Origin of the sequence: Blautia pseudococcoides (genome assembly GCF_001689125.2) — a bacterium.
Taxonomy (GTDB): Bacteria; Bacillota; Clostridia; order Lachnospirales; family Lachnospiraceae; genus Blautia; species Blautia pseudococcoides.
On sequence record NZ_CP015405.2, the window covers coordinates 2621013 to 2643676 of the forward strand.

Below are 22664 nucleotides of genomic sequence, written 5' to 3' on the forward strand. Positions count from 1 at the left end.
TTATATGACCTATCCTTTTAACCCCGATGTCGCCATTCCCTCCACCAGATATTTCTGGAAGCAGATGAAAAACACAATGACCGGGATCAGGGATACAAAGGACATGGCGAACATACCGCCGTAATTGCTTGCCGACTCGGGGTCCAGGAAAAGCTTGAGCCCCAAAGAAACCGTATATTTGTCCGGATCTGTCATGAAGATCAACGGTTGGAAAAAGTCCTGCCAAATCCAGTAGAAGGAAAAGATGGATGCTGTCACCACTGCCGGCGATACCATAGGAATCAAAATATGGAGTAAAGTCTGCATCTTATTGCAGCCGTCAATCTCCGCCGCCTCATCCATCTCCTTTGGAATCCCTCTGAAAAACTGCATCATCAGGAAGATAAAGAATGCTCCTCCGAAGAACCAGGGGGCGATCAGGGACGCGAGAGTGTCGATCAGTCCCAGTTTCTTGAAGATGATATACTGGGGCACCACCATTACCTGGTTGGGAATCATCATAGTGATCATGACACATATGAACCAGAACTTAGAGCCTTTAAAATGAATCCTCGAAAAGGCGTAGGCGGCCAGAAGGGAGGTGATGACACATCCCACTATACCTATCACGGTGACGGTCAGGGTATTGAAAATGAATTTTCCAAAAGATACGCCACCCACTCCATTCCACCCGGATTGATAGTTTTCCGCTATGGCCCACTTTTCCGGGATAAGTGAAAATGCATTTACGAAGATTTCACTGTTGTCTTTGAAGGAGCTGGCAATGAGCCAGAGCAGTGGGTATATCATAACGGACCCCAAAAGGACCGCCGTAAAATGGTACAGAAAAGTACCCAGTTTTTTATGTTTCTTTACCATTTCCCTATTCTCCCCCTTTCGATTCATAGTACACCCAGGCCCCCTGGGACTTGAATACAAGTCCGGCAAAGCAGGCGATGATCAGAACCAGGACCCATGCCATTGCACTGCTGTATCCCATATCAAAGTAGGTAAATGCCCTCCGGTACAAGTTCAGCACATAGAACAGCGTGCTGTCCATAGGACCGCCGTTTGTCACCACATACCCCTCGGTAAATGCCCGGAACCCGTTGATGATCTGAAGGATCAGGTTAAAGAAAATCGTAGGGCTTATCATGGGCAGTGTGATCTTGAAAAATTTGCGCAGTCCTCCGGCCCCGTCCAGACTGGCCGATTCATAGATGCTGGCAGGAACCTGTTTTAAAGCGGCCAGGAATATCAGCATGGAAGAACCAAACTGCCAGACCCCAAGAAGGACCAAGGTTCCAAGCGCTGTGTCAGGATTTCCGATGAACGATACTTTCTGGTCAATGCCTGCCAGGGCAAGCAGGGACATGGCCACACCGTTATTTCCAAAAAGCTGTTTCCACACAATGGATACCGCTATACTTCCGCCTATGATGGATGGAATGTAATACAAGGTCCTGTAAATCCCCCCGCCTCTCCTCTTGGCATTCAAAAGCATGGCAACCAGCAGGGCAAATGCCAGCCGGCAGGGAACCAGTATCAGTACATATACAAAAGTCACCTTTAATGCCTGCCAGAAGTCAGGGTCATCTGTGAACATCCTCACATAGTTCTGGATTCCAATAAAGTTTGGTTCACTTAAAAGATTATAATCTGTAAAAGAATAATATAAAGAAATGCACATGGGAATCAGGAACATGACAAAAAATCCAATCAGCCATGGAGAGATCAGGCAGTATCCCAGCACATTCGCACTTTTCTTTTTATGTCTCATGTAATTCTCCTTTTTCTTTGGACAGGGGCGGGACGTATACCCTCCCCTGTTTTTCCATCCCTTAATTTTTATTCTTTGCCAGTATCTTGTTTACCTGCTCTCTGAAAGAAGCTGCAGCTTCCTCAGATGTCATCTGTCCATAAAATACACGATTCATCACATCCTGGAACACTTTATTGATCTCCGATGTACCTTCCGGGTCGGGAGGCGGGCATTCCCCTGATACAGAGGCCGCCACGTCGTAATAATCGAACATCTCTTTTTCCTTCTGGTCAATGTTTCCGATGGTTCCTTCTTTTAGGGCATCACGTACTTTTGAGGAGGCGGGAATCCCTCTGTCTGTTCCGGTTTTTCCGCCGGCCTCCTCGCTGTTCAGGAACCAGTTTACAAATTCGGCTGCTGCCTTCTGCTTTTCATCAGAGGAGGATGCAGAAATCGAAAAATACATACCAGGTTTTAACCAGAGGGCCTTTGTGCCCTCGTCATTCATCGGCGGTGTGATCAATCCGATTTTATCGTTGACTGTCTTCACCATGTTGGCGATCGTATTGGAACCAAATACCAGGGCAGCCTCATTCTTTGGCACAAGTCTTGCCTCCTCAGGATTGGCACTGCTCTGGGTCCATTCGTCCGGGGTCACCATTGCACCTGCATCTACTAAATCCTTATGGAGATCCATAAAATCAACGAGTATCTGGTCATCCTCATATCCAAGCGCAGTGTTGTCTTCACGGAACAACACCTCACCGTGCTGGCGGACCCAGTAATTAAAGATAAGGCAGTCCCCATAGTTGTTGGCAAGACCCGTTTTTCCCGTCTTTTCCTTTACTGTTTTACAGATATTGGAAAAATCCTCCCAGGTCCAGTCCGCATCCGGAACTTCCAGTCCGGCCTCTTTAAGTACATCCGGATTGTATCCTATGGTAGCCATGGAAGTGGATAAGGGAATGCCGGCCAGGGTTCCCCCTATGTTTCCTGATTTCACCAGAGATTCCTCCACGCTGCTCACATCAATGGTCCCGTCATCTACGAATTTCTGCAGGTCCGCCAGTGTTTTGTTCTGGGCATATGTAATGATGTAGGAGTAATCCATCTGTACGATGTCCGGGCAGCTCCCCCCCGCCGTCTGTGTAGCCAGCTTTTCCCAGTACCCGTCCCACGATGTGGGCGATGCTGTAAATGTTACATTTGGATGCTCTTCTGTATACGCGTCCAGCAGTTCCTGGGTATATTCATGGCGTGTCTCATTTCCCCACCAGGCAATGGACAAATTAATCCTGCCGTCACCTGTCTCTTCTTTTTTAGATGTCTCTTTACTCTCCCCGGTGGCCCCGCATCCGCTGAGAACGGTTGTCCCAAGAACAGTCATTGTCAGAAATAATGCGATCTTTTTTCTATTCATAACTCTTTTCCTCCATTTCACAGGTTTGTCTCCCTGCCCTCTTTCTAAAATCTATTATAGCTTCCGCCCAGATGAAATAAAATCAAATATTCCGCCCTGTCTGTTCAAAAAACCGTGTTATTCTCCAAATCTATTGTTTTTCCAACCTGGTTTTTATATAATCTGAATTAGATTTTAAATTCATTTAAACTGGGGGATTTTACCATGTTTCAGAAAATGACAGAAAAAGTCCAGAGTATGGCTATGCGGAAGAAATTATATCTGATCGTGATCATCAGCATTGGGATTTTGTCCATTTCCGTACTGTTCTCTTTTTTTCTACTGATGAACGCCTACAATAAACTCCTGTACAAGACCGTAGCAGATTCCCTTTCCTCCTCTGCCGCCAAAATCAGTGACGAATTGGAGAATATCAATGCGGTGTCCACTTCCATGATATCGGACAAATCTCTGCAGCAGATGCTTGGTCAGGTTACAGACGACCCCCATTCAGTCTCCACAACTCTGAATTTCAGCATTTATAATACCCTGGAGACGTATTTTCAGCAATTCCGTTACAATCATCTTTCTTATCTGATACTGGATAATAACAGTCTGCTGACAGAACCATATATGCACACATATATTAGAAGCAGCCAGAAATTCCCTGATCCTGTTTACAGAAACCTGCTCAAAAGTGCGCAGGGCCATCAGGGAAGAGCTGTCTGGGTCACAGAATACAGCAGCAGCTACGGGCTTTTCCTGGTCCGGGAAATACGGAGGATACAGGATGTAAAGCTTGATACCCTGGGAACCCTTATCATCAATGTGGATACCTCGTCCCTGCTTGAGAACAGTTCCCACTACTCCAGTCAATTCGGCAAGGCCTCCTATCTCCTGACAGAGGGCAGCGACATGATTGGAGCCAGCGAAAAGCTTACTGCGGACGATATCCGCATGATTCAGGAAAAGTTGTCTGCTGCTTACGGAATGATAAGTGTTTCTCAGGGAAAATACTTTGTTGTCAAAAATAAGATACCTTTTTTTGAATGGGATTTTTATAGTCTGATACCGTATAATTCTGTCTTTAACTCTCTGCTGGCAGCCCAGATTCTTTTTTTTACAGCTTTGGCAGCAAGTCTGGCAGCAGCCATTTTCCTGTCCCGCTATTTTATCCGGACGCTTATGGTCCATCTTGACAGGCTGATACACAAGATCCGGCTCTTTGGAGAAAATGACGGGACACTGCCGGATACCTTCCAAACCTGCAGCTATGCCAAAAGAAACGATGAGTTCGGTATCCTCCATCAGAATTTTGACAATATGGCGGACCAGATACATCATCTCATCCATGTGAATTACCAGAATGAGCTATTGATGAAGGATGCGCAGATCAAGGCCCTGGAGACACAGATAAATCCGCATTTTTTGTACAACACTCTGGAATCCATCAACTGGAGGGCCAAAGATCTGGGAGAACAGGACATATCCCGGATGGTAGAGTCACTTGGATATCTGCTTCGCGCCGCTTTATCACAGAAATCCAAGACATTTTCCATCCGCCAGGAACTGGAATTTGTAAACTGCTACCTGACGATCCAGAAAATACGCTTTGCTGACCAGCTCCGCATTGGGATAGAGGCGGATGAAGATTTGATGGATATACAGATACCAAAACTGATCATCCAGCCGCTGGCTGAAAATGCGATCCATTATGCACTGGAAGAGATTATGGATGAGTGCTATATCCAGATCAATATCTTCAGGGAGAATCACCTTATCTACATAGAAGTGAAAAACAGCGGTTCCCAATTCGAGGAAAACCTGCTGAATAAACTGAAGGATGAGCGGATAAAGCCAAATGGTTTTGGTATCGGGCTGCTGAACATCAATGAACGGCTGAAGCTCACCTTTGGAAATGAATACGGACTTACACTATACAATCAGGATAACCTTGCAGCAGCCAGTATCCGGCTTCCCTATCCTGAAGATAAAGGAGGGGTATTTTAATGTTACGAATAATCATTGCAGATGATGAGAGGATCATACGGGAGACGATCAGCCGCCTCATAGACTGGGAAAGCCTAGGCATACAGATTGTCGGCCTCTGTAAAAATGGCCTTGAGGCTTACGATGCCATTATTGACGAGTATCCGGATATTGTACTCACGGATATCAAGATGCCGGGACTCTCCGGCCTTGACTTGATTGAAAAACTCACTCAGACCCATGAGAGAATCCAGTTTATCCTCCTGTCAGGGTATGGGGAATTTGAATACGCAAAGAAGGCCATGCGGTACGGGATCAAGCATTACCTGCTGAAACCCTGCAACGAGCAGCAGATCATTGATGCTGTGGAGGACGTGAAACATGAGCTATTAAAGGATCCTCTGGAAAGTATACCAAAAAGCTTTGAGAAAACCCTTTTCCACAGTCTGATGGCAGAAGGGATTTTTTGCGGCGGACAAATCCCCGAACTTTCAGATTCCTATGTAAATTATCTTGATTTCCAGAACACCCCTTACAGCATCCATTACCTGTATTTTCTGGAAGAAAAGAATCTTCTGGAATGTACATACCTCATTGACGAATATATGGCGGTAAAGTGCATCGGGATGCTGTACCATATCCTCTATGTTAAAAACACTCTCCTCATACTCATAAAAGGATGGGAGGAAAATAAACCGTCTCTGTTTGAATTTATAGATGGTCTGCATTTTGACAGCCAGACAGTGCAGACCACGCATCGTCAAGACCAATATCCCAATCTGGAATCCCTGTTTTGTATACTGATACAAAAGCTTCGCCGGTATGACAGGATATACTATATAGATGGCTGCAAAAAAATCCCTATTTACAACTACTCCTGCTGCCTGGAAAATCTATCGGACGTCTGCAGCAGGTACTGGGAGAAAGGAATGGACAGCACTGCACTTAAATCCGCATTGGAAGAGCTCTTTTCTTCTATCCAGGAACGGGATTTCCTGGTATATCTCCTGACTAAAATACTTATCCGGCAGGGACAGTACCTGTCAGGGCAGGTATCACTTATTGTCACAGAATTACTGCTGCATGTAAATGAGGCGAAGACTGTGCCCGAGATCACAGCTCTCTTCTTTAGGAACTTTGACACGTTTTTCCCCGCTGCCTCCGTCTCTGCGTACAAGCCCTTTATAGAAAAATTACTGGCCTACACAGAAGAACATCTCTCAGACCCCAATCTTTCCCTGAAATGGCTGTCTGAGAATTATCTTTACATGAATGTCGATTATGTGAGCAAACAATTCTCCCGCCAGACCGGGGAGAAGTTTTCTAATTATTTGAATAAACTCCGCATCAACCGGGCCAAATCCCTGCTCATAGACTGCGACACAGAGAAAATTTACACGATTGCCGAACAGGTGGGGTGCGGAAATAATCCCCAGTATTTCAGCCAGCTTTTCAAGAAATATGCAAAGATGACACCTACGGAGTACATGAAGAAAATGGCAGGAAAATAGAATCGGCCAGCAATCTGCTCCTGATCTTAGATTTTGGGTAACACTGTGATGATTTAACTAGAAAGACCGCAGATTTGATTTCTGCGGCCTCATTTTTTCTGTTTATTTTACTTCGATCACATGGAGCATATTGGTAACATTCTGCTCATCTTTGCGGCTGTTGGTAGCCGGGTCGCCTGCGGTGAAGACGGCAAGCTGGCCTTTTTTTACGAGACGTTTACGTTTTACAGTCTCCATAGCACTTGTCAGGATGTTTTCCGTGGTGTCTTTTGTATTGCCTTTCAGCGGTTTTACGCCCCAGTAGAGCTGCATTTTATGCTGTACAAACTCGTTTGGAGTGATGGCGTAAATCGGCATGGTGGGACGGAAACTGGATACCAGCCTTGCTGTCTTACCGGACATGGTTGGTGTGATGATACAGTCAGCGTCAATATTTCTGGCCGTGCGGACTGACGCAATGCCGATGGCACTGGAAACCAAAGTCTGTTTGTACATAGTCCTGTGCTGAATGTATTTGTCATAATCCACGTGTTTCTCTGTATCCTCTGCGATCTCATCCATCATGGTCAGAGCTTCCACCGGATATTTTCCGGCTGCGGTCTCCCCGGAGAGCATGACGGCGTCGGTTCCGTCATAGATGGCATTTGCCACGTCAGCAACCTCCGCACGTGTCGGACGCGGGTTCCGGATCATGGAATCCAGCATCTGGGTGGCTGTGATGACCGGTTTGTAATTTTCGTTGCACTTCTTAATGATCAACTTCTGGATATACGGAACTTCCTGTGCCGGAATCTCCACACCCAAATCTCCTCTGGCTACCATAATGCCGTCGGCTGCCGCAATGATCTCGTCAATATTCTCAACACCCTCTGCATTCTCGATCTTGGCGATGATGGAGATCTGCTCTGCATGGTGTTCATGGAGGATTTTACGGATTTCCTTGATACCTGCCGCATTTCTGATGAAGGAAGCGGCAATGAAGTCTATATCCTGCTGAATGCCGAAGATAACGTCTTGTTTGTCTTTCTCTGTGATGGCTGGAAGTTTTACTCGTACGTTTGGCACATTGACGCCTTTTTTCTCACCCAGCTCACCGCCGTTTGCAACGGTACAGACAATATGATCTCTTTTAACCACCTTGACATCCAGCTCAATAAGACCGTCGTCAATGAGGATCTTGTTGCCCGGTTTGACTTCTCTTGCCAGGCCGGGATAGGTGATGGAACATCCCTTTTCATTGCCCACCATTTCTTCCATATAGAGAGTAAAATCTGCGCCCTCTGTCAGAGTTACCTTCTTTCCATCCTCCAGAACTCCGGTACGAATTTCCGGGCCTTTGGTGTCAAGGAGTATGGCTACCGGCTTATCCAGCTCCTCTCTGACATTTTTCAGCAGGTTCATACGGTTACGCTGCTCCTCGTAATCCCCGTGTGAAAAATTGAAGCGGGCCACATCCATGCCGTGTCTGACCAGCGCTTTCATTGTGGCTTTTTTGTCCGTATTCGGACCCATGGTACATACAATCTTCGTCTTGCGCATAAATTCCTCCTAATGATATCGTCACTTTATATGTTCATGAGTAAAAAGATGATCCTGGCAGTATTCATAGTTGCCGTTGCATTTGGAACAGAAACGGAATTCCAGGTTATCCCCGTCCTTTTCTGTCCTGCCGCACACAGCGCATTTATGCTTTGTCACACCCGGTGCCATTTTGGGGTGGACTGCTTTTTGAAACTGCTGCCGTCTGTGCACCTCTTTCGGATTGATATGGTTGTAATTCCTGGTGGCAAAAAAGAAAACAATGAAGTTCAGCAGGGATGCAATGATCATCATTCTGATTGACCAGATTGGTGTCTTTATAAAGTTATAAACCAGGTATGCCACATCCAGATATGCCAACCACTTGATCTTCACCGGAATGATAAAGTACAGAAGAAGCTGCATATCCGGATAACTGGCTGCAAAAGCCAGGAAAATTGACAGGTTAATATAATATGTGGAGATAGCAGCCATCCCGTACAGGGAATTCACTGGCCCCTGTATGAAATAAAGCAGAAAAGCACCGATGATCGTGCTTAAAATACCTCCCAGAATATAGACATTATATCTGAAATCTCCCCATGTCTTCTCAAGGGAAGTTCCCAGGGAATAATACAATGCAAGCATGATGATGGTAAATAAATTAAGCCCGGATGGAGGAATCAAGAGCCAGCTCACAAGTCTCCATATCTGTCCGTGCAGAATGTGGGCGGGACTCAGCATTAGATAAGCGCTGATCGGAATTCCTGTAACGTCACCAAGAAAATAAAGTACATATCCGATCACATATAGCAGGATGATGTACTTTGTCAGATTTCTAATGGTAAAACGCCCAAATTTCCTTTCCATTTTGTTCAAAAAATTCATAAATTCTCCTCGTTTCTGATATCAATATTCCCCCCTCAGGGAAACTTTCCTGTTTTAGAAAAGATTTTTCTTGGAGAAGATCAATGCAACCAGTAAGCTTAACACCAGAGACAGCACGATCACGATCACAAACCCATAAGGGCTTCCCGCAAAAGGCATTCCCGAAGTATTCACGTTCATGCCGTAGGCACTGAATATCATGGTGGGAATGGACATGACAATGGTCACGGTTGCCAGAAACTTCATGACAATATTCAGATTGTTGGAAATTACAGATGCAAAGGCATCCATCATCCCGCTCAGAATACCGCTGTAAATATTAGCCATCTCAATGGCCTGCTTGTTCTCCACGATAACATCCTCCAAAAGGTCTGTGTCATCGGGATACTGTTTGATCCGTTCCACTTTCAGGAGCTTCTCCAGCACCACCTCATTGGAACGCAGGGACGTGGTAAAGTACACCAGGGATTTTTCCAATTCCAGAAGCTCGATCAGCTCCTGGTTTCTGGTTGAGGCGTGAAGCTTCTCCTCCACTTCCTCACTCTTTTTATCTATGATGCGCAGATAATGCAGGAACATACTGGCATTGTTGTAAAGGATCTGCAGGATAAATCTGGTCTTCATATAAGTATAGAAGTTGCGCACACGGCCGTCCATGAACTTTCCAAGTACAGAGGTATCCTCCAGACACACCGTGAAGATCATCTCATTTGTCACAATGATCGACAGAGGGATGGTCCCAAACCAATCCTTGTCCCCCCGTTCTTCAATGATAGGGGTGTCAACCAGGATAAGCGTGTAATTGTCCTCCACCTCGATTCGGGAACGCTCTTCCTCATCCAGCGGCGCCCGCAAATCATCCACTTCTATTCCGTATTTGTTGGAAATTTCAAAAATCTCTGTTGCCGTGGGATCCGTGAGGGCAACCCAGCATCCCTCCGCAGCTTCCTCCACCTGATGCATTTTTCCGTCTATTGTTTTAAAAATTCTGATCATGTTATCTCCCTTCACGCCCCATAAACGGGCGCAAAGGTGTCAGACATGCCTGCCTATGGGGTTTCTACTCTTTATTTTATTGTCTTGATTCGATTTCCCGGGACAAGGCCCACCTTCCATGATAACACTTCCTTTCTTTTATTCTTCCTCACATTTGTGGAAGATAATACTGTTTGGTGTCTCCACCTTCAGCGGTTTCCCTTTCATAACCAGCAGTTTGTTCTCATAATCAATGGTAAATGTGGTGATGGAACTGGATTCGTGGTTCACCACTGCCAGATGCTTTCCATCCGGGAATATCTCCAGATCCTTTGGATACTCACCGCTGATCGGCAGTATAAACTGCTTTTCCAGACTGCCTGTCTCTTCATCCACTTTGAACATGGACACCGTATCCTCCCCTGCTGTGGAGCAGAACAGATACTCTCCGTCCGGTGACAGACACATGCCGGATGTGGCATCATGGGTCTCATCATCGTGGGACACCAATGTGCTTTCTGTCTGGATCAGCTCGAAAACAGGATTCTTGCCGCTTCCGTCGTAACGGTATACCTGCACTTCATTGCTCAGCTCAAAATTCAGGAATGCAAATTTACCGTTTGGACTGAATTTGATCAGTCTCGGTCCGGACTCCCTTACACAGCGCAGGACATCCACAAGCTCCAGCTTACTGGTCCTGGCATTTACCCGGTATATCTTCATCTGGTCAATGCCATTATCTACCGCGCAGAGATACTTTCCGTCCGGTGTAGGCCGCACACAGCTCACATGGGGACGGAAATTTCTCTCCGCAACACTTCCCAGTCCTCTGTGGAATACCCCGTCCATGACGCTTCCCAGGCGTCCGTCCCTGTGGGTATGTACCACGGTAACCTTACCGTCGTGATAACCTGCCACATAGAGATACTTTCCTTCCTTGTCGGTGGACAGGTGGCAGCCTCTCATTCCGTCAATGTCTACTTTATTAATAAAGGTAAGATCTCCGTCCGGATCAATTGAAAATACGGCAACTCCTTCGTCGGCAATGGAATAGAGATATTTCCCATTTAATGATATGGCCAGGTGGGAGGAATTATTTACAGGAATAACTTTTTTCTCTGTAAGTGTCCCCTCTTCTACATTTACATCATATAAATGGATTCCGATACTGCTTCCATGGGTATACGTTCCAACATATGCAACATACTTCTCTTTCATTTATGCAATACCCTCCTGTTTTATTCTGATTCTCCCCGGCTGGCAGGGATTTCCTGCCCCTATCCGTGGTCTAACGACATTCTACCACAAACTTTTTCTTTATACAATGCAATTCCCGCCAAATTCGCAACATTTATGTTGACAAGGTTTGTGGGTTTAGTATAATGAAATTCAGAGTCTTTCCCCGGCAGAGCCGGTTTTATGGGACAGGTTCTGGATTATTTCATATCACGTAAAGGAGAACGCGAATGAACCATACACTGGTGGATTTAATTGACATTTCCAAAGGATTTGGCGATCAGATTGTTCTGGACAAGCTGAATCTGTCCATCCGGGAAAATGAATTTCTTACCCTTTTAGGCCCCAGCGGTTGTGGTAAGACAACCACTCTCCGTATCCTGGGCGGTTTTGAATCGCCGGATTTCGGACAGGTTATTTTTGACGGAGAGGATATTACCAATCTACCGCCCAACAAGCGAAATCTGAACACCGTATTCCAGAAATACGCCCTGTTCTCCCACATGAATATAGAAGAAAATATTGCTTTTGGTTTAAAAATTGCCGGAAAGAGTAACGCTTATATCAAAGACAAGATCAAATACGCACTGAAACTGGTAAATCTGGAGGGCTTTGAAAACCGTCTTCCCGATTCCCTGAGCGGCGGCCAGCAGCAGCGTGTGGCCATTGCCCGGGCCATTGTAAATGAGCCGCGGCTTCTGCTTCTGGACGAGCCTCTGGGAGCCCTGGACCTGAAGCTGCGCCAGGACATGCAGTACGAGCTGATCCGCTTAAAAAACGAGCTGGGCATTACTTTTATCTACGTGACCCATGACCAGGAGGAGGCCCTCACCATGTCAGATACCATTGTGGTCATGAACCAGGGCTATATCCAGCAGATGGGTTCCCCTGAGGATATTTATAATGAACCCCAGAATGCGTTTGTAGCCGATTTTATCGGTGAGAGTAATATTATAGAAGGTACCATGCTGGAGGACAGGCTGGTAAAGATCCTGGGTGCCAAATTCCCCTGTGTGGACGAAGGCTTTGGGCGCAACAGACCCGTGGACGTTGTCATCCGCCCCGAGGATGTGGACCTGGTGAAGCCTGAGGATGGCACGATCCAGGGTGTCGTCTCCCACCTGATCTTCAAAGGCGTCCACTATGAGATGGAGGTCCAGGCAAACGGGTTTGAATGGCTGGTGCACAGCACAGACATGTTCCCTGTGGGCCAGAAAGTGGGCATCCACGTGGACCCCTTCGACATCCAGATCATGCACAAGCCGGTATCGGAGGACGAGGAGGCCATAGGAGTGAATGAATAGAAAAAAATTACTGACCGGACCTTATCTTTTCTGGGCCGTGGCATTTATCCTGATCCCCCTTGCCATGGTCCTATATTATGGTCTGACAGATGTGGACGGCCATCTGACTTATGAAAATCTTCTGGCCATCGGAACCGTGGAGAATTTCAAGGCACTCTGCCTCTCCTTGCTGCTCTCCATTGTGAGCACAGCCATATGTCTGTTGTTAGCCTACCCTCTTGCCATGATTTTATCCGGCATGAAGGTAAATCAGACCAGTTTTATCGTGCTGATCTTCATCCTTCCCATGTGGATGAATTTTCTGCTGCGCACCATGGCATGGCAGACCTTGCTGGAGAAAAACGGTGTGATCAATCAGCTGTTGGATTTCCTGCATCTGCCGTCCATCCAGCTCATCAATACGCCCTATGCCATCATACTGGGCATGGTGTACAACTTCCTGCCCTTTATGGTGCTGCCCCTTTACAATGTGCTGTCCAAGATTGACAAAGACATCATCAGCGCCGCCAGGGATTTGGGCGCAACGGAACTGTACACTTTCAGAAAGATCATCTTTCCCCTGAGCCTGCCGGGGGTTGTGAGCGGTGTCATCATGGTATTTGTGCCTGCCCTCACAACCTTTGTCATATCCGATCTGCTTGGCGGCAGCAAGATCCTGCTGATCGGAAATGTTATTGAACAGAAATTCAAGCAGGGCAGCAACTGGCATACAGGAAGCGGACTTTCCCTGGTGCTGATGGTCTTTATCCTGATCAGCATGGTAGTTACCACCAAGTATGACAAAGACGGGCAAGGAGGAATGTTCTGATGAAGAAGACAGCTAGAAATATTTACCTGGCGCTTATTCTGATTCTCATGTACGCGCCCATTGTGACACTTATGACCCTCTCCTTCAACGCCTCCAAATCACGTTCCAAATGGGGCGGTTTCACCTTGAAATGGTATGGTTCCCTATTCCGGGATGATGCCATCATGGGTGCCCTTTACAACACTCTGGTCATTGCATTCTTATCGGCAATACTGGCAACCTTGATCGGAACCTGCGCCTCTATTGGCATCAATGCCATGAAGAGCAAATGGCGTACGGTTTTTATGGGAGTTACCAATATTCCCATATTGAATTCTGATATTGTGACAGGTATTTCCCTCATGCTTTTGTTCATTGCGTGCAGGTTTACCCTTGGTTTTTCCACCATTTTAATGGCGCATATAACCTTCAATATCCCCTATGTCATTCTGAGCGTTATGCCTAAGCTGAAACAGACAAACAAGAGTACCTATGAGGCGGCCAGAGACCTGGGTGCAGGACCTTTCCAGGCATTCATGAAAGTGGTGTTTCCGGATATTCTGCCCGGTGTGCTGTCAGGATTTCTCATGGCATTTACCATGTCCCTGGATGATTTCATCATCACCCATTTCACCAAGGGGCCGGGGGTGGATACCCTGTCAACCAAAATATATTCCGAGGTGCGTAAAGGCATAAGGCCGGAGATGTACGCGCTCTCCACCCTGCTCTTTTTGTCCGTTATGGTCATCATGATCCTGGTGAACTCAGCGCCAAAAGAGCCGGATAAGAAGCTCTCCACAGAGCTTGAAAAGAAGAAGCTTCCTCTCCGTCAAGTCATCCCTGCAGCACTTGTCATCCTTGTGGCCGGCGCCGGCTTTTTCTTCCATCTGGGTAACAAGGGAAGTGTGTCCGATGAAAAACTGATCGTCTACAACTGGGGAGAATATATGGATCCTGAGGTCATTGACATCTTTGAGAAGGAGACAGGTATAACAGTCACCTATGAGGAATACGAAACCAATGAGATCATGTATCCCAAAATCATGTCAAAAGCCATCGCTTATGACGTGGTCTGCCCCTCAGATTATATGATCCAGCGTATGCGGGAGAATGATCTGCTGGCGGAAATCAACTGGGACAATGTACCGAATCTCAAGAATATAGATCCCACCTATATGGAGCAGTCCAAGAGCTTTGACCCGGAAAATAAATACTCTGTACCCTACTGCGTGGGGACGGTTGGTATCCTCTACAACAAAACCATGGTCAAGGAAAATGTGGACAGCTGGAATATCCTGTGGGATGAAAAGTATAAAGACAGTATCCTCATGCAGGACTCTGTCCGGGATGCTTTTGCTGTTGCCCTAAAGCGCAAGGGCTATTCCCTGAACTCTGTTGTGGTGGATGAACTGATTCAGGCCACAGACGACCTGATCGCACAAAAACCGCTGGTCCAGGCCTATGTGGTAGATCAGGTAAGAGACAAAATGATCGGAGGCGAGGCTGCGCTGGGTGTGATCTATTCCGGTGAAGCGCTCTATACCCAGAGGGAAAACCCGGATTTGGAATACGTGATCCCCAAAGAAGGTACCAATGTATGGATTGATTCCTGGGTGATTCCGTCCAATTCGCAGAACAAGGAAAATGCAGAAAAATTCATTAACTTTCTCTGCCGTCCCGACATTGCGCTGATGAACTTTGAATATATCACTTATGCAACGCCCAATAAAGCTGCCAGGGAGCTGATCGAGGATGACAGTATCCGGAACAGCAAAATACTCTTCCCTGAAGCGGAGGATTTGAAGGGAAGCGAAACCTTTCAGTTCCTGGGCGATGAAGCAGATTCTTATTACAACGAACTTTGGAATAAGGTAAAATCCAAGTAAGAGGATCGGAAACAAAAACAGGAGTTTATATGAACCGCACATTGATTTACAGAATAAGTGAAAAGGATTCCCCCTGCACGGTGGAATCCTTTTTAAAAGCCAGAGGATATTCCCGGCAGATCATCATTCAGTTAAAAAAGAACAGAGACAGTATAAAGGTAAACGGCGGATGGGCCTATGTAAAGACCATGCTCCACACCGGGGACTCACTCATCATATTCATGGAGGAGCTTCAGTCCTCAGAGCATATCCTTCCGGTCCCCCTTCCTCTCTCCATTATCTATGAGGATGAGGATATTCTGGTCCTTGACAAGCCTGCTGACATGCCCGTGCATCCCTCCATCAACAATTATGACAATACCCTTGCCAATGCTGTGGCACACTATTACCGGTCTGCGGGGGAAGAATTTATCTTTCGCTGTATCAACCGTCTGGACCGGGATACCACAGGCCTTTTGATCGTGGCAAAAAATGCCCTCAGCGCCTCCATCCTGTCCGCCCAGATGAAGGAGCGGCAGATCCACAGGACTTATCTGGCGCTCTGTGACGGAAGCCTCCCCGCTCCCCTGGGAACCATAGAGGCTCCCATTGCCAGAAAAGAGACTTCTGCCATTGAGCGGTGTGTGGACTTTGAAAAAGGGGAGCAGGCAGTCACCCATTATAAAGTGCTTAAGACCTGCCGGAATATCACACTGGCTGAGCTTCACTTAGAAACAGGGCGTACCCACCAGATCCGTGTACACATGCAATACCTGGGCGCTCCTCTTTTGGGGGATTATCTCTATCACCCGGATTTCACCCGGATATCCAGGGTTGCCCTGCATTCTTTCGCGCTGGAGTTTGTACACCCCATCACCGGAAAACCTATGTGTTTTCACGTACCGCTTCCGGATGATATGGATAAAGCCCTTCACTTATCCAGTTAAGTCTTTTTATACACTTCCCCTGTATACTCCATAAATGAATCCGAGAGCAGCATCTCCGATTTATCAGGAGCCTCCCTGGTTCCATTATAGAAAATAATATATCTTGGAACAGGAAGCTTTATTTTTTCCTGAAGAGTAGATATAAGGCCCGTTCTTTTCAATATAACCGCGAAGCATATCCGCAAAATACAGCAGTCCCCGCAGCGGCATGTTGGGATTCCAGGAATTCTGCAGGATCTGCAAAGAAATTTACACCGGCAGGAATTGCCGATGGAATAACCGTAACTTTCCTATTTCAATCCCTCAAAGAAGTGCTATAATAAAAATTATAAGAAATGGTTCAGCAGCCGGGGAATATCTCCTCACGAAAAACGATCCTGCATAGACGTCCGCCTTTCCTGTGAAGGTACTGCACCGCTGCGATCATAAACTATATATGTGTTTATCTTAAAAAGGGAGGAATTCAAATGACTAAAGTTAAAATCGAACCGGGAATCTGTAAATTTTCTACTCTTGTCACTGCCACTGCAACGGAAGATGAGGAAACCGAAGTCACCGTAAAAGTGGCAAGCGGCTGCCCCAGTGTAAAAAAGATGATGGAGGAACTGGGCAGCACCTTTGATGCTTATGAAGTCTGTCTTGTCAAACCAGGTGCCGGCCCATTCTTTACATATGCCCTCAAGAATTTTCCCGTACACGCAGGATGTCCTGTTATTGCGGGAATCACCAAATGTATTGAAGCCGAAGCCAATCTTGCACTGAAGGCAGATGCCTCCATAACATTCCTGGATGTTGAATAAACCACCATTCCCTGCGCCGGATATAGACGCACAAAAGCCGGGTGGAACTATACTTCCACCCGGCTCTCACAGTCACAGGACTGGTTAAATCCTGACCTTTACAGCATTCTGATCCTGGGCACTTCATCAATATGGAGGTATCTTCCCAGTGTCTTCACAATAATATCATGGTTGATATAATGATTCTGGTTCGTCACCATAATGGCCCCCACCACGCCCACTTCCTCCACACGCACAGGGAAACCGCCTCCCATGCAGGAAAACTCTTTCGGGTCCAGGGCAATATCCACCATGGTCTCCTCATTCTTCTGCAGCTCACTGTACACCAAGAGGCTGCTCTTCTCCAGTGTACGGACCGTATTAAATGTCCTGTCCATCCATCTGTCATTGTTCAGATTGGTTGTATTCCCCGCATATTTGAATACTGTATAGCCATTATTCCTTCGGATGGATACAGCACAGTCCAGACCTCTGCGTCTGCTCTCCGCCACAAGCATCATTCCCAATTCCCATGCATCCTCGTTTGTAAAATGTGAAAACTGGAGTATTTCCTCCTGCATACTGAGTACGGTGATCACTTCATCCATTGTCATATACATTCCCTCCTGTACAAAATTTGTAACTGTTCCGTATCTTCCCAGTTACGAAACCTCAAATATATGCCGCAGTCCGCCTGCGGCGCGGCCTAACGGATCCTGTCCGGAAATCCCACTTTCCGCTGTACCTTGCGCAGCGTTTTGTTGGCAAAATAGCTGGCTTTCTCTGCATTTTCTTTGATGATGGAATCAATATATGCCTTGTCCTTCTCCAGCCTGGCAACCTCGTCCTGCAGCGGTTTCAGAACGCTGACTACAGCCTCCCCCACAGCCATCTTCAAGTCTCCGTAGCCTTTGCCCTCAAATTCGCGCAGAGCTTCCTCTGTGGTCCTGCCGGTACATGCACAGTAAATATCCAGCAGGTTTTTAAGTCCCGGCTGTTCCTCTCTGTAAGCGATACAAGCTTCCGAGTCAGTCACTGCACGTTTGCATTTGCGCATGATAGTATCCGGATCATCCATGAGATAGATACTGCCGTTGGGATTTTCATCTGACTTGGACATTTTTTTGGAAGGCTCCTGCAGACTCATGATCTTTGCACCCACTTTGCCGATATAAGCTTCTGGGATCGTGAACACATCTCCGTAAATATTGTTAAAACGTGTGGCAATGTCACGTGTCAGCTCCAAGTGCTGCATCTGGTCAATCCCCACCGGGACCACATCTGCCTGGTAGAGCAGAATGTCAGCCGCCATCAAAACCGGGTAAGTGAAAAGGCCTGCGTTGATATTATCCGCATGTTTTGCAGATTTGTCTTTAAACTGTGTCATGCGGCTCAGCTCACCCATATAAGTAAAGCAGTTTAAGATCCATGCCAGCTCCGCATGTCCTGATACATGGGACTGGTAGTAAATGCAGTTTTTCTTCGGATCCAGTCCTGCCGCAATATATAATGTCAGAAGTGCGCGGGCTCGTTTGCGCAGTGTTGCCGGGTCCTGGCGCACAGTTATGGAATGCATGTCCACAACGCTGTAAAAACATTCATATTCATCACTCAATGTCACCCAGTTTTTCAGCGCTCCCAGGTAGTTTCCAAGTGTCAGGTTTCCGGTTGCCTGCATTCCGCTGAATAATACTTTTTTATCGTTAATCATCTTAATGTCCTCCAGAAATTTACTACGATAAATTGTATCATTCTGCCCGTACAAAGTCAAATCTTTATAGTCAAATCCCTATAAAATGGTCCACCGGCAGAGAAAATATCAGTCCTTTTGCCTCTGTCTTCAGACCGCAGGCTGCATTGACAGCCTGCATGATCCTGGTATAGGTCCCTGTCTCTGATAAGATCATCACCACGTCCTTCTCCCCCTGCAGCCGGATTCCCAGAAAAGAGGAAGCATCCTCATCGTGCAGGGAACGGGCATGAAATACCGTCCCACCTGTGGCATCCGCCGCTCTTGCGGCATCCATGACCTGATCCTGGAAACCATGATCCACCACTGCAACCACCAGTTCATATTTTCTTTCTGCCTGCTCCATATACGCCTCCTTATCTGCGCTTTCGCACATAACCTTTTGCTGGAATAGTGTACTGATGCCGCTCAACGGAACTGTAAACATGATACCGTGCCCCGGCTTCCTAATATTGATCCTGCCTGCTATCTCATTCATAACATCACGTTCCAGACAGGCAGGCAGAAAGCTGAACAGCATTTCCTTGTCTGTCTCTCCGATCCCAAGATAATAAAGAAGTTCACTTCCCGCAGTGCCAAGGGCCAGTGTCCCGCAGGTAAAATAGATCTGATAGCTCCTGCAGATATCAGCAACCAGACTGCCTTTTCCCCTGTTTACAATGGCGACCAAACATTTTACTTTCTGTCTACTCATCCAAAACCTCCTCAAAAGCAAGAATCTCATCCTCCTCCTGGGTTAAGGATACTGCTTTCCTCTTTCTCCTCATCATCAAACCCAGAACCTGAATGGTTATAAGCGGCGTCATGGCCACCATTGCCACAATACCAAAAGCATCCATCATCACATCCCCTCCCAGGCTTTCACAGGCCCCCATTGCCAGAGGAAGCAGGAAGGTTGCAGTCATTGGACCGCTGGCAACCCCGCCGGAATCAAAGGCGATCCCTGTAAATACTTTTGGCACAAAAAAGCTCAACAGCAGCGCGATAAGGTAACCCGGAATAAGAAAATACATGATACTGATCCCGGTCAGCACACGGAGCATGGCAATACCGAGAGAGATTCCCACCCCCACAGAAAGTGAGTAAAGCATTCCCCTGGAAGAAATAGCTCCGGAGGACACTTCCTCCACCTGGCGGTTCAGCACATGCACCGCAGGCTCTGCCTTTACAATATAAAATCCGATCACCATGCCAATAGGCACAAGGACCCAGTTATAGGACAAGGCTGCTATCTCAGAACCGATAAAATATCCCGCCGGCATAAACCCCACATTGACGCCGCATAAAAACAATATAAGCCCCACATAAGTATACAGCGTTCCCACCAATATTTTAATGACAGACTTTTTTTTGAAATACCTGGTTATAGCCTGAAACAGAATAAAGAAGCCAAGAATGGGGAGCAGTGCCTTGCTCACTTCCCAGACATACCAGGGCATCTCGGCCAGGAATGTCTTTACCACATCTTTTGTAGTCTCCACATGTACCATCTCAAAAGGTGTATAAGCAGCTCCCTTGGGATGATAGACGATTCCCAGGATCAGGACTGCCAGAATTGGCCCGATACTGCCAAGGGCAACAAGCCCAAAGCTATCCTCCTCCGCATGATCATGCCTCACATTGGCCATACCCACTCCCAGGGCCATAATGAACGGAACGGTAATTGGCCCGGTAGTAACGCCGCCGCTGTCAAAAGCCACCGCCATAAAGCTGTCCATAGAAAAAAACGCAAGGACAAATACCACAATATAAAAGAAAATCAGCAGATATTTCAAATCCACCCGAAAGACAATGCGAACCCAGGAGAGCATCAAAAATAGTCCCACACCGCAGGCTACTGTCCATATAAGCACCCTGTCCGGAATACCGGGCACTTGGTGCGCCAGAACCGTCAGGTCAGGCTCCGCAATGGTGACGATAAATCCAATGGCAAAGGTAATCATAAACATGATGACCTTTTTCCCGGAGGAGACAAGAGCATTTCCAATGCCGTCTCCCATGGGCATCATGGACATATCTGCACCCAATGAAAAAAATCCCATCCCCACCACCAGCAGAACAGCTCCCAGCACAAACAACAGAACCGTCCCAATGGGCATGGGCGTAATCGTAATGCTCAGCAAAAACACAATGCAGGTGATCGGTAATACGGAAGATAATGCCTCACTGATCTTTTCCTTTAATTTTGTCATCCATTCACCTCTTTTCTACTAATACTATGCGTGTGTATCTGTGTGTGACTGTTCCGTGACTGCATTCATTTCGTATTGATTTCAGGGTTTCCATGATCGAGAAAGGAAGAACATCTCTTGGGATGTTAAGAATGTAAGAAGAACAGAATTTATATGTAAAGTTTAACACAGATGTTTTTTCATTTCAACAGTTTATTTCAATGCAGTGATATATCAAATATGTTAGCATGAAATTCTTTCCGCTGCGTATTCTCCAATCAGCCAAAAGCAGGCTCCAAACCACACACTCTTCTGTCCCGCAAGCCAAACCGCACTGTCCCCTGAGAAACGGATGGCCGCCAGCAGCAAGATCCAGGAGAAAAGTATCCCCGCCGCCGTTTCCCACGCCCCTGCCTTTTTCTGTATTCTGCACCTGACAGCATATGCTCCCCAGGTCATAACACAGTATTTCAGACAAGAAAAGAAGGGGGATAACACAAGAAAGTCCAGGCTCGTCTTTTGGGTTTGAAGCAGCAGCTCCAAGTTTTCCCGAATTTGTTGTGTCATCTGTTTCCAAAACAAAAAGTCAGACCATTTTGTAGGCACCACATCCCTGGTCAAGCCAAGCGGCTTCCAAAAAAGTATGAAAAATATGACTGTCATCAGTATCATCCCTGCACATAAAACTGCTGTCCTTATCCGGCAGACCTTCTGCGTTCTCATATTTCCTGCCATCCGCCCTGCTATTCTGACAAAGATCACCAGCGGAAGAAAAAATACCTGGACGCGGCAGACGCCTACTCCCTTCTGTCAAAACATGTGGAATTCCGGTTCAAAACCGGCAAAAAGGAAGAATACTATGCCTCTGTTGTACTGCTGCCCAAGGCCAACGGTCATTTAAGCGCTGTTATCCTTCAGTCTCTGGATGCGCAGAAATATCAGATTTACGGTCAGCGCCTTGTCTTTCTAGGGGCAGATACCGCGGCACTGCTCCTTCTAGTCGTCTTTTTCTGGATCTTTACAGGAAAGACACTGGCACCGCTGGAAGAAAACCGCAGACAACAGGCCCAGTTTATAGCCTCTGCCTCCCATGAACTCCGCTCCCCTTTATCCGTCATGCTCTCCTGTCTGACTGCCTCCCAGAAAGCCGCCCCTGAGGAGGCCGCACGCTTTACCGATACGATCCAGCTTGAAGGGAAACGCATGTCACGCCTGATTGACGATATGCTGCAGCTTGCCGGCGCGGATGCCTGTTCCTGGACTTTCATGGCCGCCCTGGTCTCCCCTGATACCCTGCTTTTACGAAAAATACGAATATCTGGCCAGGGAAAAAGGGCTGGCGCTCCGTATCCGGCTGCCCGACGAGGAATGCCCCTTTATCCTCTGCGATGAGGAGCGGATTGCGCAGGTGCTCTCCATCCTTATGGACAACGCCCTGAGCTACACGCCCTCCACCGGACATATTACGCTTTCACTGTCCTTTACCGCCAATCATGCCTCCCTCTCCGTTTCCGATGACGGACCCGGCATTCCCGACTCTGCGAAAAAACAGGTGTTCCAGCGCTTTTTCCGGCAGGATAAAGCCCATACCAGTAAGGAACATTTTGGCCTGGGACTCAGTATTGCCAAAGAGATCGTGAAGATGCACAAAGGACGTCTGGTTCTGTCCGACACGCCGGGCGGAGGGGCAACCTTTACTATCATTTTAAAGACTTCACCTGCCTGATTCTGCTTGCATCCTGTTCGCATACGGATTATAATTGTTTTACCGGCGGACAAGCCGCAGCGGGAACTAAAAAACAGG

Annotated in this window: 21 protein-coding genes; 9 read left to right on the plus strand and 12 right to left on the minus strand. The window is 47.0% G+C overall.

The annotated features are described in order from the left end of the window. Positions 1–9 precede the first annotated feature (9 nt). The 3 genes from A4V09_RS12485 to A4V09_RS12495 all read right to left on the minus strand — a co-directional run bounded on the left by A4V09_RS12485 (position 10) and on the right by A4V09_RS12495 (position 3161). Entirely contained in the window at positions 10–858 is an 849-nt protein-coding gene (locus tag A4V09_RS12485) for a carbohydrate ABC transporter permease (protein WP_242963826.1), read from the minus strand. 4 nt (positions 859–862) lie between these two features. After that, positions 863–1759, minus strand: a complete 897-nt coding sequence (locus tag A4V09_RS12490) for a carbohydrate ABC transporter permease (RefSeq protein ID WP_065542643.1) — start codon at positions 1757–1759, stop codon at positions 863–865. 61 nt (positions 1760–1820) lie between these two features. After that, a complete protein-coding gene (locus A4V09_RS12495) occupies positions 1821–3161 on the minus strand; it encodes an ABC transporter substrate-binding protein (RefSeq protein WP_065542644.1) in 1341 nt (446 codons plus the stop codon). A gap of 204 nt (positions 3162–3365) precedes the next feature. Between A4V09_RS12495 and A4V09_RS12500 the strand changes: the two genes are divergently transcribed. After that, positions 3366–5150, plus strand: coding sequence for a sensor histidine kinase (locus A4V09_RS12500; protein ID WP_065542645.1), 1785 nt, complete (start codon positions 3366–3368; stop codon positions 5148–5150). Further along, entirely contained in the window at positions 5150–6640 is a 1491-nt protein-coding gene (locus A4V09_RS12505) for a response regulator transcription factor (protein ID WP_065542646.1), read from the plus strand. The genes A4V09_RS12500 and A4V09_RS12505 overlap by 1 nt, the downstream gene beginning before the upstream one ends. 102 nt (positions 6641–6742) lie before the next feature. Here the strand turns inward: A4V09_RS12505 and pyk are convergent, their stop codons facing one another. The 4 genes from pyk to A4V09_RS12525 form a co-directional block, all read right to left on the minus strand. Beyond that, complete coding sequence (pyk, locus tag A4V09_RS12510) at positions 6743–8179, minus strand: pyruvate kinase (protein WP_065542647.1); 1437 nt, start codon at positions 8177–8179, stop codon at positions 6743–6745. Between the two features lie 21 nt (positions 8180–8200). Then, positions 8201–9046, minus strand: a complete 846-nt coding sequence (locus tag A4V09_RS12515) for a DUF1751 domain-containing protein (protein WP_065542648.1) — start codon at positions 9044–9046, stop codon at positions 8201–8203. Positions 9047–9100: 54 nt separating this feature from the next. After that, entirely contained in the window at positions 9101–10042 is a 942-nt protein-coding gene (locus A4V09_RS12520) for a magnesium transporter CorA family protein (RefSeq protein ID WP_065542649.1), read from the minus strand. Positions 10043–10180: 138 nt separating this feature from the next. Beyond that, positions 10181–11239, minus strand: a complete 1059-nt coding sequence (locus tag A4V09_RS12525; protein WP_065542650.1) for a lactonase family protein — start codon at positions 11237–11239, stop codon at positions 10181–10183. Positions 11240–11487: 248 nt separating this feature from the next. Between A4V09_RS12525 and A4V09_RS12530 the strand changes: the two genes are divergently transcribed. From A4V09_RS12530 to A4V09_RS12550, 5 genes are all read left to right on the plus strand, one after another. Next, positions 11488–12561 carry an ABC transporter ATP-binding protein gene (locus A4V09_RS12530; protein WP_065542651.1) on the plus strand — a complete coding sequence of 358 codons (1074 nt, stop codon included), beginning with the start codon at positions 11488–11490 and terminating at the stop codon, positions 12559–12561. Then, positions 12554–13369 (plus strand): ABC transporter permease, encoded by an 816-nt coding sequence (locus tag A4V09_RS12535; protein WP_065542652.1) that lies wholly within the window; start codon positions 12554–12556, stop codon positions 13367–13369. Before A4V09_RS12530 ends, A4V09_RS12535 begins: the two co-directional genes overlap by 8 nt. Then, the gene (locus A4V09_RS12540) at positions 13369–15234 is read left to right on the plus strand and encodes an extracellular solute-binding protein (RefSeq protein WP_084043577.1); all 1866 of its coding nucleotides are present in this window, start codon (positions 13369–13371) and stop codon (positions 15232–15234) included. Before A4V09_RS12535 ends, A4V09_RS12540 begins: the two co-directional genes overlap by 1 nt. 29 nt (positions 15235–15263) lie before the next feature. Continuing rightward, on the plus strand, positions 15264–16160 hold the full coding sequence (locus A4V09_RS12545) for an RluA family pseudouridine synthase (protein ID WP_065542654.1): 897 nt from the start codon (positions 15264–15266) through the stop codon (positions 16158–16160). Between the two features lie 467 nt (positions 16161–16627). Then, positions 16628–16960: a DUF6951 family protein gene (locus A4V09_RS12550; protein ID WP_065542655.1), complete on the plus strand. Its 333-nt coding sequence runs from the start codon at positions 16628–16630 to the stop codon at positions 16958–16960. A 98-nt stretch (positions 16961–17058) separates the two neighbouring features. Here the strand turns inward: A4V09_RS12550 and A4V09_RS12555 are convergent, their stop codons facing one another. The 5 genes from A4V09_RS12555 to A4V09_RS12575 form a co-directional block, all read right to left on the minus strand. Next, on the minus strand, positions 17059–17553 hold the full coding sequence (locus A4V09_RS12555; protein WP_018596306.1) for a heme-binding protein: 495 nt from the start codon (positions 17551–17553) through the stop codon (positions 17059–17061). A 92-nt stretch (positions 17554–17645) separates the two neighbouring features. Beyond that, the gene (gene trpS / locus A4V09_RS12560; RefSeq protein WP_065542656.1) at positions 17646–18650 is read right to left on the minus strand and encodes a tryptophan--tRNA ligase; all 1005 of its coding nucleotides are present in this window, start codon (positions 18648–18650) and stop codon (positions 17646–17648) included. Between the two features lie 70 nt (positions 18651–18720). Further along, a complete protein-coding gene (locus tag A4V09_RS12565) occupies positions 18721–19383 on the minus strand; it encodes a transcriptional regulator (RefSeq protein WP_065542657.1) in 663 nt (220 codons plus the stop codon). Then, positions 19376–20881 (minus strand): DUF1538 domain-containing protein, encoded by a 1506-nt coding sequence (locus A4V09_RS12570; protein ID WP_065542658.1) that lies wholly within the window; start codon positions 20879–20881, stop codon positions 19376–19378. The genes A4V09_RS12565 and A4V09_RS12570 overlap by 8 nt, the downstream gene beginning before the upstream one ends. Before the next feature lie 222 nt (positions 20882–21103). Beyond that, positions 21104–21595 (minus strand): hypothetical protein, encoded by a 492-nt coding sequence (locus tag A4V09_RS12575; RefSeq protein ID WP_065542659.1) that lies wholly within the window; start codon positions 21593–21595, stop codon positions 21104–21106. A gap of 84 nt (positions 21596–21679) precedes the next feature. Here A4V09_RS12575 and A4V09_RS12580 point away from each other — a divergent pair, with 84 nt between their 5' ends. Together A4V09_RS12580 and A4V09_RS24935 are read left to right on the plus strand one after the other, a co-directional pair. Then, complete coding sequence (locus tag A4V09_RS12580; protein ID WP_065542660.1) at positions 21680–22252, plus strand: sensor histidine kinase; 573 nt, start codon at positions 21680–21682, stop codon at positions 22250–22252. A 31-nt stretch (positions 22253–22283) separates the two neighbouring features. Beyond that, complete coding sequence (locus A4V09_RS24935; RefSeq protein WP_157766950.1) at positions 22284–22586, plus strand: sensor histidine kinase; 303 nt, start codon at positions 22284–22286, stop codon at positions 22584–22586. Positions 22587–22664 lie beyond the last annotated feature (78 nt).

Bases quoted from the DNA above. Each gene is read 5' to 3' on its own strand.
- A4V09_RS12485 (WP_242963826.1), bottom strand. From the start codon at position 858: ATGGTAAAGAAACATAAAAAACTGGGTACTTTTCTGTACCATTTTACG.
- A4V09_RS12490 (WP_065542643.1), bottom strand. From the start codon at position 1,759: ATGAGACATAAAAAGAAAAGTGCGAATGTGCTGGGATACTGCCTGATC.
- A4V09_RS12495 (WP_065542644.1), bottom strand. From the start codon at position 3,161: ATGAATAGAAAAAAGATCGCATTATTTCTGACAATGACTGTTCTTGGG.
- A4V09_RS12500 (WP_065542645.1), top strand. From the start codon at position 3,366: ATGTTTCAGAAAATGACAGAAAAAGTCCAGAGTATGGCTATGCGGAAG.
- A4V09_RS12505 (WP_065542646.1), top strand. From the start codon at position 5,150: ATGTTACGAATAATCATTGCAGATGATGAGAGGATCATACGGGAGACG.
- pyk (WP_065542647.1), bottom strand. From the start codon at position 8,179: ATGCGCAAGACGAAGATTGTATGTACCATGGGTCCGAATACGGACAAA.
- A4V09_RS12515 (WP_065542648.1), bottom strand. From the start codon at position 9,046: ATGAATTTTTTGAACAAAATGGAAAGGAAATTTGGGCGTTTTACCATT.
- A4V09_RS12520 (WP_065542649.1), bottom strand. From the start codon at position 10,042: ATGATCAGAATTTTTAAAACAATAGACGGAAAAATGCATCAGGTGGAG.
- A4V09_RS12525 (WP_065542650.1), bottom strand. From the start codon at position 11,239: ATGAAAGAGAAGTATGTTGCATATGTTGGAACGTATACCCATGGAAGC.
- A4V09_RS12530 (WP_065542651.1), top strand. From the start codon at position 11,488: ATGAACCATACACTGGTGGATTTAATTGACATTTCCAAAGGATTTGGC.
- A4V09_RS12535 (WP_065542652.1), top strand. From the start codon at position 12,554: ATGAATAGAAAAAAATTACTGACCGGACCTTATCTTTTCTGGGCCGTG.
- A4V09_RS12540 (WP_084043577.1), top strand. From the start codon at position 13,369: ATGAAGAAGACAGCTAGAAATATTTACCTGGCGCTTATTCTGATTCTC.
- A4V09_RS12545 (WP_065542654.1), top strand. From the start codon at position 15,264: ATGAACCGCACATTGATTTACAGAATAAGTGAAAAGGATTCCCCCTGC.
- A4V09_RS12550 (WP_065542655.1), top strand. From the start codon at position 16,628: ATGACTAAAGTTAAAATCGAACCGGGAATCTGTAAATTTTCTACTCTT.
- A4V09_RS12555 (WP_018596306.1), bottom strand. From the start codon at position 17,553: ATGACAATGGATGAAGTGATCACCGTACTCAGTATGCAGGAGGAAATA.
- trpS (WP_065542656.1), bottom strand. From the start codon at position 18,650: ATGATTAACGATAAAAAAGTATTATTCAGCGGAATGCAGGCAACCGGA.
- A4V09_RS12565 (WP_065542657.1), bottom strand. From the start codon at position 19,383: ATGAGTAGACAGAAAGTAAAATGTTTGGTCGCCATTGTAAACAGGGGA.
- A4V09_RS12570 (WP_065542658.1), bottom strand. From the start codon at position 20,881: ATGACAAAATTAAAGGAAAAGATCAGTGAGGCATTATCTTCCGTATTA.
- A4V09_RS12575 (WP_065542659.1), bottom strand. From the start codon at position 21,595: ATGGCAGGAAATATGAGAACGCAGAAGGTCTGCCGGATAAGGACAGCA.
- A4V09_RS24935 (WP_157766950.1), top strand. From the start codon at position 22,284: ATGGACAACGCCCTGAGCTACACGCCCTCCACCGGACATATTACGCTT.